The 11,951-nt window shown below is 59.5% G+C and carries 12 protein-coding genes; 6 read left to right on the forward strand and 6 right to left on the reverse strand.

The features are described from left to right. Window positions 1–224: 224 nt before the first annotated feature. Window positions 225–1,325, forward strand: coding sequence for a helix-turn-helix transcriptional regulator (locus AB8B02_RS04950; RefSeq protein WP_141137173.1), 1,101 nt, complete (start codon window positions 225–227; stop codon window positions 1,323–1,325). Between the two features lie 229 nt (window positions 1,326–1,554). Here AB8B02_RS04950 and AB8B02_RS04955 read toward each other — a convergent pair whose 3' ends face one another. Next, the gene (locus AB8B02_RS04955) at window positions 1,555–2,778 is read right to left on the reverse strand and encodes a polyhydroxyalkanoate depolymerase (protein ID WP_439063300.1); all 1,224 of its coding nucleotides are present in this window, start codon (window positions 2,776–2,778) and stop codon (window positions 1,555–1,557) included. 179 nt (window positions 2,779–2,957) lie between these two features. Here AB8B02_RS04955 and AB8B02_RS04960 point away from each other — a divergent pair, with 179 nt between their 5' ends. Continuing rightward, entirely contained in the window at window positions 2,958–3,611 is a 654-nt protein-coding gene (locus AB8B02_RS04960; RefSeq protein ID WP_439063301.1) for a glutathione S-transferase family protein, read from the forward strand. 274 nt (window positions 3,612–3,885) lie between these two features. Next, window positions 3,886–5,025 (forward strand): hypothetical protein, encoded by a 1,140-nt coding sequence (locus AB8B02_RS04965; protein WP_439064594.1) that lies wholly within the window; start codon window positions 3,886–3,888, stop codon window positions 5,023–5,025. 49 nt (window positions 5,026–5,074) lie between these two features. On the opposite strand, the gene AB8B02_RS04970 is transcribed toward AB8B02_RS04965, so the two are convergent. Further along, window positions 5,075–5,284, reverse strand: coding sequence for a hypothetical protein (locus AB8B02_RS04970; protein WP_309946718.1), 210 nt, complete (start codon window positions 5,282–5,284; stop codon window positions 5,075–5,077). Window positions 5,285–5,402: 118 nt separating this feature from the next. Between AB8B02_RS04970 and AB8B02_RS04975 the strand changes: the two genes are divergently transcribed. After that, on the forward strand, window positions 5,403–5,783 hold the full coding sequence (locus tag AB8B02_RS04975) for a hypothetical protein (protein ID WP_374725678.1): 381 nt from the start codon (window positions 5,403–5,405) through the stop codon (window positions 5,781–5,783). Window positions 5,784–5,795: 12 nt separating this feature from the next. Here AB8B02_RS04975 and AB8B02_RS04980 read toward each other — a convergent pair whose 3' ends face one another. The 3 genes from AB8B02_RS04980 to AB8B02_RS04990 all read right to left on the reverse strand — a co-directional run bounded on the left by AB8B02_RS04980 (window position 5,796) and on the right by AB8B02_RS04990 (window position 9,415). Next, window positions 5,796–6,989, reverse strand: coding sequence for an ABC transporter substrate-binding protein (locus AB8B02_RS04980; protein WP_439063302.1), 1,194 nt, complete (start codon window positions 6,987–6,989; stop codon window positions 5,796–5,798). 198 nt (window positions 6,990–7,187) lie between these two features. Beyond that, entirely contained in the window at window positions 7,188–8,414 is a 1,227-nt protein-coding gene (locus AB8B02_RS04985; RefSeq protein ID WP_120288995.1) for an ABC transporter substrate-binding protein, read from the reverse strand. A gap of 173 nt (window positions 8,415–8,587) precedes the next feature. Beyond that, window positions 8,588–9,415 carry an enoyl-CoA hydratase/isomerase family protein gene (locus AB8B02_RS04990; RefSeq protein WP_439063303.1) on the reverse strand — a complete coding sequence of 276 codons (828 nt, stop codon included), beginning with the start codon at window positions 9,413–9,415 and terminating at the stop codon, window positions 8,588–8,590. A gap of 178 nt (window positions 9,416–9,593) precedes the next feature. Between AB8B02_RS04990 and AB8B02_RS04995 the strand changes: the two genes are divergently transcribed. Both AB8B02_RS04995 and AB8B02_RS05000 read left to right on the forward strand, forming a co-directional pair. Continuing rightward, a complete protein-coding gene (locus tag AB8B02_RS04995) occupies window positions 9,594–10,529 on the forward strand; it encodes an SMP-30/gluconolactonase/LRE family protein (RefSeq protein WP_068732201.1) in 936 nt (311 codons plus the stop codon). A 70-nt stretch (window positions 10,530–10,599) separates the two neighbouring features. Further along, window positions 10,600–11,193: a GNAT family N-acetyltransferase gene (locus tag AB8B02_RS05000; RefSeq protein ID WP_175367228.1), complete on the forward strand. Its 594-nt coding sequence runs from the start codon at window positions 10,600–10,602 to the stop codon at window positions 11,191–11,193. Between the two features lie 3 nt (window positions 11,194–11,196). On the opposite strand, the gene AB8B02_RS05005 is transcribed toward AB8B02_RS05000, so the two are convergent. Continuing rightward, the gene (locus AB8B02_RS05005; RefSeq protein WP_439063304.1) at window positions 11,197–11,775 is read right to left on the reverse strand and encodes a TetR/AcrR family transcriptional regulator; all 579 of its coding nucleotides are present in this window, start codon (window positions 11,773–11,775) and stop codon (window positions 11,197–11,199) included. Between the last annotated feature and the right edge of the window lie 176 nt (window positions 11,776–11,951).

Consider the following 11,951-nt stretch of genomic DNA (forward strand, 5'->3'; position numbering starts at 1 on the left):
ACTGGCGAGCAGCGCGGGACCGGTCTAGTTAGGCGGTGAATACCATTCGCCTCCTGAACGGCGGCTGGCGAAAGTGGCATTTCGCGCACATCAGCATCGTGGTCGCAGATTTCCGAATGGTCTCGGGAATTGTCTGGTGTCTGCGGTGTTGCATGATGGGTGCTGCTTTCTCACCGTGATGACCGAGACGCGAGCCGCCGGAAACCGTTTTGCTGGATACGTCCGTGAATTTTGAAACGCTCGTTGACGAGATTTATGAAGCGGGAGTTTTGCCGGAGCGTTGGCCGCAGGTGTTTGATCGCCTGGCGGAGATGGCAGATGCCGAAGGTGCGATGATTTTCGCATCCGCGCCTGGCATTCCGCGGTGGACGTCATCTGAGAGAATTCGCGAGCGGATCGATCGTTGGACCAAGAGTCCCTATGCGACCAAGAATCCACGAAGCGCCAGACTAATCGCGGAAAACGAGCCGTGGTTTCTGACGGACCTGGACCGTTTCACGATGGAAGAACTCGACAATGAGAGCTTCTATCGGGACATTCTCCGGCCGGCGGGTCTCGGCTGGTGCGCCGGTACCTCGGTACGGTCTCCCTCCGGTGATACGCTCGTGATTTCGGTGGAGAAGGCTTATGCCAAGGGGCCGGTTGAACGCGCTGTGGCGGATCAACTGGATGGCCTCCGGCCTCATCTGGCCCGTGCGGCGGTGTTGTCCGGTCGTCTGGGCTTCGAACGCGCCCGTACGGCGGTTGCAACACTTCAGATGATTGGCCTTCCCGCGAGTGCTGTCAGTCAGGAGGGGCGCGTTATCGCGGCCAATCCTGGGTTCATTTCCAGCACGACGATTGTCGGCATTGGCGCGCAGGATCAGGTGCAGTTCGCCTCGCAGGTCGCTCAGACCATGTTTATCGAGGCGCTGAGCAAGCCCTTATCTCTGTCGAAAACGGGCCGTTCAATTCCAATTTCTGGGACTGAGCACAGCCCACCCTTGATCGCGCATGTGCTGCCGCTCCGTTTGGCTGGTCTCGATGTTTTTGCGGGCGCTATGTCGATCCTGCTCCTGACGCCGATCACCCACCAGCAGCGCAGCCCGGGTCCGGAGCTTCTGCAGGCTTTGTTCGATTTGACGCCGGCTGAAGCGCGGATCACCAGCCTTTTGATCGATGGCAACTCAGTCACCGCCATCTCGAAAATGCAGAGCGTCAGCCTGAATACCGTGCGGACCCAGCTGAAATCCGTCTTCTTGAAAACTGGCGTCGAGCGGCAGGTGGACCTGGTTCGGCTTCTGGGCCAGCCGCGAGTTCAATTGATCCCGGACCGGGACGCCTGAAAAATCAACGAAAAAGGCCGGCACGATGGCCGGCCTTGATGCGTAAGTATGTCCGGTGAAAAATCGTGCAGTCGTCAATACACGGTCCGCCGAAGCGGTAATAAGAAACCGCTGCTATGCTGCTGAAGCAGCGGCGAAACAATTCCCGGTATCGACGTAGGTTATTCCTGCGACATCCGCGTCACCAATTTGGGTGAAGCGCCCGACTATTTGTATACAACGCAGGGTTTCACGAATTCACGTGAACAAAATCCCGCAGCAGCGGGTAGATCTCGTTGTTCCAACGGCGTCCGCTGAATACACCGTAGTGGCCGACACCGGCCTGCATGTGATGGACTTTGCGATAGGCGCGAACGCCGGTGCAGAGATCCTGGGCTGCTAGAGTCTGGCCGATCGAGCAGATATCATCCTTCTCGCCCTCGACCGTCATCAGCCCCATGCGCTTGATCGATGCGCAGTTCACGGTCCGGCCCTTGTAGGTCAGCTTGCCTTGCGGCAACAGATGCTCTTGGAACACATCGCGGATGGTGTCGATATAGAACTCTCCTGGCAGATCCATCACGGCGAAATATTCATCATAGAACGTCTTGATGACTTCCGCCTTCTCGGTCTCGCCCTTGGCGAGATGATTGGCGAGATCGACATGTGACTTGATGTGCCGCTCGAGATTCATCGAGACGAATGCAGTCAACTGAATGAAGCCGGGATAGACCTGCCGGAACGCGCCTTTGCACTGGAACGGCACGTAGTTGATCATGTTCTCTTCGAACCACTTCAACGGCTTGCTCTTGGCGAACTCGTTGACCTTGGTCGGCTGAATGCGCGTATCGATCGGGCCCGCCATTAGTGTCAGGCTTGCCGGGCGGGCGGGGTGATTGTCTTCCGACATGATAGCTGCTGCAGCCAGCGCCGACACGGACGGCTGGCAAATCGCGACCATGTGCGAACGCGGGCCGAGCTCATTCATGAATGTGATCAGGTGCTCGGTATACTCGTCGAGGCCGAACTTGCCCTGATTGAGCGGTATGTCACGCGGGTTGTGCCAGTCTGTGATATAGACATCGTGATCCTGCAGCAGCGTCTTCACGGTGCCGCGCAGCAGCGTCGCGAAGTGGCCGGACATTGGCGCCACCAGCAGCATGCGGGGCTGCTCCGGTGCATTCTCTTTCTTGAAGTGTAGCAGCGATCCGAATGGCGTCTTGAAGGTGACTTCTTCCGTCACCTCATGCTCGCTGTTACCGACCATCACCTTGCCGATATCGAATTCGGGCCGATGATAGGTGAGGGCGGAGCGCGAGATCAGCTCAAGTGCTGCCGCGAGGCGACCGAACAGTTTCTCGGAGGTGCCGGCCGGGACGAGATTGAGGTACTTCAATGCGGCAGACGCACCGGTGCGCCAAGGTGCTGTCAGATCCATGTGATTCTGGTAGGCCTGATACATCATTGACATCATCCGGAGCTATCCCTGCTGTGTTGCTATGCAATATTGAAGCCAGAGAAGAGTCAATTCGTCTGGAAAACTGGCACGTGGTTTGCTGAATAAAATTAAAGCAGCACAAGCAATGGGCAGCCGGGAACCGGTTACCCCGAGGGCTGACGGGCTGCCTGGGTTCGGGCGTAAGGGGATAAGTCATGGCCAACGCAACACTCACCATCAGCAGCAAGAACTACTCGTCGTGGTCATTGCGAGGGTGGCTGCTGACAAAATTCTCAGGCCTTGAGTTCGACGAAGTCGTTACGGCGCCGGACGATGCCTCCGCCAAGGCCGAGATCCTGTTGCTGTCCTCATCGATCCTGGTGCCCTGCCTGCGCCATGAAGGGGCGGTGGTCTGGGATACACTGGCAATCGCCGAATATCTCAACGAGATCATGCCGGAAGCTAAGCTATTGCCGGCGGACCGCATCCTGCGGGCGCATTGCCGCTCAATTTCGGGCGAAATCCATTCCGGCTTCACGACATTGCGGGCATCGCTGCCGGTCAACATCAAAGGGCATTTTCCGAACTTCAAGATCTGGTCGCGGGCACAAGCCGATATCGACCGGATCTGCACGATCTGGCGCGAGTGTCTGTCGAAGTCCGGCGGCCCTTTCCTGTTCGGCACCCGCAGCATGGCGGACGCCATGTATGCGCCGGTGGTGACGCGCTTCGCGACCTATGACGTCAAGCTCGATCCGCAGCTATCAGCCTATGCCAGCATGGTGATGAACCTGCCCGAAATGCAGGAATGGATTGCCGCGGCCAGGCAGGAGCCTACCGATATCGAAGAGCTCGAGGTTGAGTACTGATTGATAGTTTGGCAACGCCCCGCCGGCTCACGGATCGGGCACGGCGTGCTCAACTTGTATCCAGAATTTGTAGTGCTTGCCCGGGGATTTGCGCGGTTTGGCCGCCAGATCACCTGCTAACGAGCGCGATTGGTATCAAAACGCCTTTGACGCCAGCTGGCGCGATTTTCGCATAGCAGCAATTTCTCGCGAGCCGCATTGCGTTGGCTGCCGATCGATTGCACGCCAATCACAGTTCGGTCCCCGGGTGTTTTTAAACACGTTGGAGGATCCCATGAATGTACATGCTGCGATCGACCTCAAATGGCCTGGGCTTAAGCACCCGAACGGCGATCCTCTCCGCCTGAATCATGGGGATTTCGTAGCGATCGATCGGCACAAGGACACGACATACGAGGCGACTTATCGCCCGCAGGCACTTTATAGCCGCGCCAATGAGGGCTTTCACGCCAACAACGAAACTTTCCTGCTCCATGAGGTCGCGACCAATCTGCCGATCTATCGCGAAGATACTGGTCCTACCGATTTCCATCTCCACCTGCCACCAGGCGGCTTCCAGCTCGTGCTGGTTACGTCGGGCATGTTCACCTTCGATTACGATGGGCGCTTCTACAATGTCGGCCCTGGCGCAGTGATGCTGCAAAGCGCGATCGTGCATCGTCAGCTGTTCTACACCTGGTCGGGATTGTCTACCGAGGAGAACCTGAAGACGCCGCAGACGGTGGTGCCCGATCCCCTCTCCATGGGCTACTCCGGCAAGTTTCTCGAAGCCTTCGTGACGGATCCGACGACCTTCCCGAACCCGACAATCGTGGGTCCGGATCAGATCAACGAAGCTGAAACGCCACGTATGGCCTGGACCCATGCGCTGCATGATCGCCCGGATGATGCAGGCTTCTGGCTTCAGGACCCGCTGGCACTGGATGCGCTCTTCAAGCCGCTGGTTGATGACAGCATCAAGTCGGCGGCGCCCGTCTATGTGCGCGATATTGGCATCGAGGCTCCGAGCGGTCATCTTGTTACGGGTCATATCATCGCAACCGATCCGCATGGCAAGTCGCTCTTGCCGAAGAGTTCAGCGCCGGCCGTGGATGCCGCTTCTTTCGCGAGAGGTGAGGTTGTCGTCTATCGCGTCATTCGCGGCACGGCCGAATTCGTGGATAGTGCTGGGAAGACGTTCGAACTTGCCGCCGGTGATGTCGTGACGGCGGGCAAGAATTCGACCAGTCTCATCGGGATGGGCGAAAATACGCAAGTCCTTCGGCTTGGCCTTCTGAAGGGCATGGAGCAGCTTCGAAGCTGGACGCCGACCCAGCGCGATGAAATCGACGGCCTGGCGGCCAAGATCATTACACAGAAGGACATTCGCCCCCTGCGGACCGAGGGCAAGCCTGTCGGCTATCTATACGCATAAGCGCCGGTCGGCGCAGTGCACCGCCGCCCCTGAAGCAGGCACACGGCCATCACGATGTACGTGACAGCCGCCATCCGACCACGCGTGCCTCGACCATGCTGCCCGTCTCGGCATTGCGCCATTCGCCATCCGTGAACACGCAAGGGAAGGGCAGTTGATAGGTGCCGCTGTGGTCCTCGCACAACACTTGCACCGCCTGATCAGGCTCAGGATCACCCTGGCCATCGAATTCGGCTAGCCGTCGTTCACGCGTCGCCATGAGGTGCTCCGGTCCAAGGAACGGGCGGACATCTTCTTCGTTTCCATCACACCTGGTTGACAGCCGGGCGCCAGCACCGCTTGGTCTTGGCGGCATGACGGACATGATGGGGAAAATGATGCGCGGCCGAACAATCCTAGCGATGACATTGCTGACCATTTTGGGCGCCGCCAAGGCGCAGGCGCAGGATGTGCCGGGAATCGAGATCTGCACGGTCGAAAAGACCATGGAGCGCCGCACCAGCTGCCTGCAAAGCAACGTCAATTTCCTCCAGCAGACGCTGGGGAAGCTGCGGCTTGATCAGCAACAGCGGCTTGATGCGACCAACCGTCAGGTCGAGGCGCTGAAGGCTACCGTCGTTGCCCTGCAGAAAACGGTGGAGGAGCTGCAGGCGGCGCAGAAGAAGCCGGCGCCGGCTGCGAAGGAAGCTCCAGCTGCCGCGAAAGACGCGCCGGCGGCCAAGGATGCACCAGCGCCTGCCAAGGATGCAGCGAAGTAGGGCGCTCTCGTCCTACTCGCTGCTCAGCACGGGTCCGAACAGTTCCCAGCGTTCGCCCTTGAAACGCATCATCTGCAACTGCTGCAGCGGGCTGTAGTCGGTTGGGCTGGTCTTGACGCGGGTACCGGGCAGGAAGATACCGACCTCATAGTCGAGACTGGTGGCCTGCTTCATCACGTTCTCCCGTGTGAGCGTGTCGCCGCAACGTTCGAGAATATGTGCCAGTGTGCGCGCGATGCCGAAGCCGTACAGCGTGTAGATGTCGTTCTTGTCGCCGTCGGGATAATACTTGTCCATGAAGGCAAGCCATTCCTTGATGGTCGGATCGTCCTTCCACTGCGGATCGGTGGGGTCCTTCATATAGGCTGCGCTGATCACGCCCTGCGCATTGTCGAAGCCTGCGGGCTTGATCACCGAGCCGACCGATTGCGACACGTTGACCAGCATCTGCACCGGTTTCCAGTTCAGCTCGGCCACCTTCTTGATCGCCTGCGCGGCGAATTTCGGCGAGGCGATGTTCAGGAACACATCGGGATTGGCGGTCCTGATCTGGACGATCTGCGAATCTACTGTCGGTGAGCTGGTCTCGAAGCTCGCCTGTACCGTGATCATCTTGTCAGCCTTGTCGCCGAGCCCTTCGCGCACGCCGCTGAAATAGTCCTTCCCCATGTCGTCGTTCTGGAACAGCACGCCGATCCTGGCATCGGGATGGTTCTTCAGGATCCATGCGGCCCAGATGCGCCCCTCATTGTGGTAGCTGGGCGACCAGCCCATGGTCCACGGGAAGTGCTTTGGGTCGGCCCATTTCGAGGCGCCGGACGATACGAACAGATGCGGCACCTTCTTGATGTTCATGTATTTCTGGATCGCGGAATTCGTCGCGGTGCCCAAGGGATTAAACAGCAGCAGCACTTCGTCGCTCTCGACCAGCTTGCGCGCCTGTTCCACCGTCTTCGGCGGCGAGTAGGCATCGTCATAGCTGATGAAATTGATCTTGCGGCCGTTGATGCCGCCCTGATCGTTGATCATCCGGAAATAGGCGGCCTCCGATTTTCCGATCGAGGCATAGGACGATGCCGGCCCGCTATAGGGCATGATGTTGCCGACCTTGATCTCGGTGTCGCTGGCGCCGGGATCGTATTTCTTCTGCGCGTGAGATGGCGTGGCCAGCGCGCCGAACATGAGCGCGGAAAGCGCGAGAGTCATCCCGCGGGGCAGTGTCCTGTGCATCGCTTCCTCTAACGTTTTGTATGCCCGCGGTGCGGTCCATCTGAGTGGACCGTCGATCGCCGCGGCTTGCGTCGAGTATGCACGATTGAGGAGAGCGGGCCAGCAACGAGAGCGCGTGGCTCAGCACGCGTGCGTCCCCTCTGGCTCAGGAGAGGGGACGCCGGAGCGTATCGCTTACGAGTTCTTCTCGCCGGACATCAGCGGTCCGAACAGCTCCCAGCTTTCGCCCTTGAACCGCTGCATCTGAAGTTGCTCCAGCGGGCTGAAGTCGGTCGGGCTGGTCTTGATCTTGGTGCCCGGCAGATAGATGCCGATCTCCATGTTCAGGCTCGCCGCCTGCTTCATGATGTTTTCGCGCGTGAGGTCGTCGCCGCATTGCTTGAGCACCTGGACGATACCCTGCGAGACGCCGTAGCCGAACACGGTGGCGCCGTCTTCCTTGTCGCCTTCGGGATAGTACTTGTCCATGAAGGCCGACCATTCCAGCATGCCGGGATCGTTCTTCCATGTTGGATCCTTGGGATCCTTCATATAGGCCGCGCTGAGCACGTCCTGCGAGTTGGCATAGCCCGCGGGCTTCATCACGCTGCCGACAGATGCCGAGACATTGGTGACGATGTGAACGGGCTTCCAGCCCATCTCGCCGACCTTCTTGATCGCCTGTGCAGCGAATTTTGGCGTGGCGATGTTGATGAAGACATCCGGATTGGCTGCCTTGATCTGCACGATCTGTGAATCCACCGTTGGTGACGCCGTCTCATAAGGCACCTCGGAGACGATGTAATCTTTGACCTTATCGCCGAACCCCTCGTGCAGTCCGATGATGTAATCCTTGCCGAAGTCGTCATTGGCATAGAGCACGCCGACTTTCTTGCCGGGATGATTCTTCATGATGTATTGCGCGTAGATGCGCGCCTCGGCCTGGTAGCTCGGCTGCCAGCCCATGGTCCAAGGGAAGTTCTTCGGATCGGCCCATTTCGCGGCGCCCGTCGAGACGAACAGCTGCGGCACCTTCTTGGTGTTCATGTATTTCTGGATCGCCGTATTTCCTGGCGTGCCGAGCGGGTTCATGATGAACAGCACTTCGTCATTCTCGACCAGCTTGCGCGCTTGCTCCACCGTCTTCGGCGGGCTGTAGCCGTCGTCATAGCTGATGAAGGTGATCTTGCGGCCATTGATGCCGCCCTTCTCGTTGATCATCTTGAAATAGGCAGCCTCGGTTTTTCCGATCGTCGCGTAGGAGGACGCCGGGCCACTATACGGCATGATGTTGCCGATCTTGATCTCGGTATCGGTGGCGCCAGTATCGTACTTCTTCTGCGCGTGGCTTGCGGTGGACGTAAGCGCTACGACAACGCCGGCGAGCAAAGTCACTCGCAGAACTTTCCAGTCATGCTGCATGGTCAAGTGTCCTCCCTGTGGCTCGATCAACCGCATCGGCCCGTCTATGCAGGTTTTTGTGATGCGGCTCGAATGCCGGGAGTATGCACCAAGCCCTGAAGTTGGAAAGCTGACTTAATCAGCAAAGCATGACGCGGCGCACAACACCGCGTCGATATGTTTGTGCGTCGCGCTCACTCACCGGTGAATTTGGCTGGGCGCTTCTCGAGAAACGACGCCATGCCTTCGCGGAAATCCGCTGTGCGAAACAGCGGCAGCAATTGCAGGAACACGTGATGGACGTGGTCGCCAAAGCTCTCGGACAGACCTGAGCGCATCATGCGTTTGGCAGCCTGCACTGCGAGCGGCGCATTGGCGGCAATCTCGGCCGCCACTGCATTGGCGCGCGTCATCAATTCCGCATCATCAACCACCTCGTTGGTAAGGCCCATTTCGAGGCTTTCGCGCGCCGACAGTGTGCGGCCTGTGAAGATCAGCTCGGCTGCCTTGGCCCAGCCAATCATCCTCGGCAGAAACCAGGTGCCGCCGGATTCAGGCACCACGCCACGTTTCACGAAGGCCGCGGCGAATTTGGCACTCTCCGCCATGATGCGCATGTCGCAGCCGAGCGCGACGTCCATGCCATAGCCGGCAGCGGCGCCATTCATGGCGCATATGGTAGGCTTCTCCATGTTGAACATCACGATCGGGGGCGCGGTCTTGAGATCGAGCGTGGTGCGGTTGTTGTTGGCGTCATTGGCGGAGCCGATGCCGGTGCCCTTGGTGGCGCTGGCCATGTCGAGCCCGGCGCAGAAGGCGCGGCCGGTGGCCGTCAGGATCACCACGCGGACTTCGGGATCAGCGTCCGCTTTCAGGAACAGTTCGCTGAGCTGCGACAGCATCTCGCGTGAGATCGTGTTCAACCGTTGCGGGCGATTGAGCGTGACGGTCGCGATGCCATGGGCGACAGAGTAGAGCACCTCTTCATCGGCTTCAGGCGCAACTGCGGTGTCGGTCGGCATCGGTTTCCTCGGACTTTCACGTTATCGTTGATTGCAGCTAAAGCCGAATGGAAATTCCACGCAAGTGGCCATGCATTTGCGCGGCTTGGCAGCGCCGGACATGTTTGCTCTACTTTCGTCACGCTGCGTCGCCCACCCAGGGGGCGATAACAAACCAAGAAAATGTCAGGGAGTTTCCATGTCCAGTCCCAACATCCGCGTCCTCGCCACCGATCTCGCATTCCCCGAAGGCCCGGTGGTGATGCCGGACGGCTCCGTCATTCTGGTCGAGATCCGTGCGCAGCAACTGACGCGGGTGTGGCCCGATGGCCGCAAGGAAGTGGTCGCGAAAATCCCGGGTGGCCCGAACGGCGCTGCGCTCGGTCCGGACGGCAAGATGTATCTCTGCAACAATGGTGGCTTCAGCTGGGCGGCGTCGCGCGGCGCCATCATGCCTGGCGCGCCGGAGCCGCATGAATATATCGGCGGCTCGATCCAGCGCGTGGACCTCTCTAACGGCAAGGTCGAAACCCTGTTCGACAAATGCGGTGCGCATCCGCTGAAGGGGCCGAACGATCTGGTGTTCGACAAGCAGGGTGGGCTCTGGTTCACCGATCTCGGCAAGCGTCGCCATCGCGACATGGATGTCGGCGCGTTCTATTACATGAAGCCGGGTGCCACCGAAGTCGTCGAAGGGCATTTCGGCATGTTGCCGGCCAACGGCATCGGCCTGTCGCCGGACGAGAAGACCGTCTATGTGGCCGAGACGCCGACGGCGCGGTTGTGGGCCTTCGACGTCGGCGCGCCGGGCGAAGTGAAGCCGAGCGAGGTGATCTATCGCGGCGAGCGCGGCCGTCCCATCGCGGGCCTTGGCGGCTATCAGATGTTCGATTCTCTCGCGGTTGAAGCCTCCGGCAACGTCTGCGTCGCAACGCTGGTCAGCGGCTGCATCTCGGTGATTGCGCCGGATGGAAAATTGGTGGAACAGATACAAACTGGCGACCGCGTCACCACGAATATCGCATTTGGCGGCCCCGAGCTGAAGACGGCCTATATCACGCTGTCGGGCAAGGGCGAGCTGATCGCAATGGATTGGCCGCGCGGTGGCTTGCCGCTCAATTTCTTGAACAAGTAGCCCGAGCGCGATCAGCAAAAGTGGAAGCCGGTTTTGCGTCCGATCGCGCGTCTAGAACGAAGGAAGACCGATGCCGTGGCTTGAACCCGTTACGCTCTCTGGCCCTCACGCCCGGCTCGAACCTCTTGCCAAAGATCACTGCGATGGTCTGATCGAGGCCGCCAAGTCAGGCGACCTTTCGAAGATCTGGTACACGGCGATTCCGACGCCCGAAAAGATGAGCGCCGAGATTGACCGTCGGCTCGCTCTGCAGGCATCAGGCGCGATGCTGCCATTCACGGTGAAGGATGCCGACGGCAAGATCGCCGGCATGACGACCTATATGAATGTCGATGCCGCCAACCGCCGGGTCGAGATCGGCTCGACATGGTATGGCAAGTGGGTGCAGCGCACCGCGCTGAACACCCAGTGCAAGCTCCTGTTGCTCGGGCATGCGTTCGAGAAGCTGGATTGCATCGCGGTGGAATTCCGCACGCATTTCTTCAACCACCAGTCCCGTCGTGCCATCGAGCGGCTCGGCGCCAAGCAGGACGGCATCCTGCGCAATCATCAGATCGCGCCGAACGGCACGCTGCGCGACACGGTTGTCTATAGTATCTTGCCCGGCGAATGGCCGACGGTGAAGGCGCATCTGACCTATCAGCTGGACGAGAAGCCGCGCTGACGATCAGACGGCGGTGCGTCGCTTGCGGGCTGGCGGATAAATCCGGTCAATCAGGCGATTGCAATAATCGGGTGTCGGTATCTGTTCGCTGAATAGCGCGCGATAGATGATCGGCGCCACCACATGGTCAATCACCTCGTCGATGTCGAAGGGCGTCTCGCCGCGCGCTTTGGCGCGTGCGTTAAGGGTGGTGAGGTGATCGCAGGTGAAGCCCGCGCAGGCGCTGGGCAGTCCCTCCTTCAGTCCCGACAACACGTCCCGCATCAAGGCCTGGCCGACTGGGGACGACATCTCTTCGGCATATTGCTCGATGAAGGCGCGGAGATCGGTTTCGACCGCACCAGTGTCGTCGGGATCTGCGATCGGCCGCAGCCGCGCCACGGCGACGTCGGCGAGCAGCGCGGAGAGATCGCCCCAGCGCCGATAGATGGTCGACGGCGTCACGCCAGCCTCGGCAGCGATTTGCGGCACGGTGATCTGGTTTCGGGTGGAAAGAGCCCCCAATTTGCGGACAGCATCATGCACGGCGCTCTGTATCCGCGCGCTGCGCCCACCAATCCGGACTCGTTCCTTCACCGTCACATCGGTCTCCCACGGTCGCACATGTGCAAAAAACTGAGATTCTTAACGCAAAATATTTGCATTAAGCTCTCGGGCGACCTAGATGCCTAATGCAATTACTTAGCTTTTAGGAATGAGCTATGCAAGGCAGTGCCGAAAAGACGTGTGTTTCCAATGCTCAAGCATCACCAGCCAGA

The sequence above is a fragment of the Tardiphaga sp. 862_B3_N4_1 genome (assembly GCF_051811085.1).
Classification (GTDB): Bacteria; Pseudomonadota; Alphaproteobacteria; order Rhizobiales; family Xanthobacteraceae; genus Tardiphaga; species Tardiphaga robiniae.

Coding starts and splice junctions, on each gene's coding strand:
- AB8B02_RS04955 (WP_439063300.1), bottom strand. CDS start 2,778: ATGATGTCAATGATGTATCAGGCCTACCAGAATCACATGGATCTGACA.
- AB8B02_RS04960 (WP_439063301.1), top strand. CDS start 2,958: ATGGCCAACGCAACACTCACCATCAGCAGCAAGAACTACTCGTCGTGG.
- AB8B02_RS04965 (WP_439064594.1), top strand. CDS start 3,886: ATGAATGTACATGCTGCGATCGACCTCAAATGGCCTGGGCTTAAGCAC.
- AB8B02_RS04970 (WP_309946718.1), bottom strand. CDS start 5,284: ATGGCGACGCGTGAACGACGGCTAGCCGAATTCGATGGCCAGGGTGAT.
- AB8B02_RS04975 (WP_374725678.1), top strand. CDS start 5,403: ATGCGCGGCCGAACAATCCTAGCGATGACATTGCTGACCATTTTGGGC.
- AB8B02_RS04980 (WP_439063302.1), bottom strand. CDS start 6,989: ATGACTCTCGCGCTTTCCGCGCTCATGTTCGGCGCGCTGGCCACGCCA.
- AB8B02_RS04985 (WP_120288995.1), bottom strand. CDS start 8,414: ATGCAGCATGACTGGAAAGTTCTGCGAGTGACTTTGCTCGCCGGCGTT.
- AB8B02_RS04990 (WP_439063303.1), bottom strand. CDS start 9,415: ATGCCGACCGACACCGCAGTTGCGCCTGAAGCCGATGAAGAGGTGCTC.
- AB8B02_RS04995 (WP_068732201.1), top strand. CDS start 9,594: ATGTCCAGTCCCAACATCCGCGTCCTCGCCACCGATCTCGCATTCCCC.
- AB8B02_RS05000 (WP_175367228.1), top strand. CDS start 10,600: ATGCCGTGGCTTGAACCCGTTACGCTCTCTGGCCCTCACGCCCGGCTC.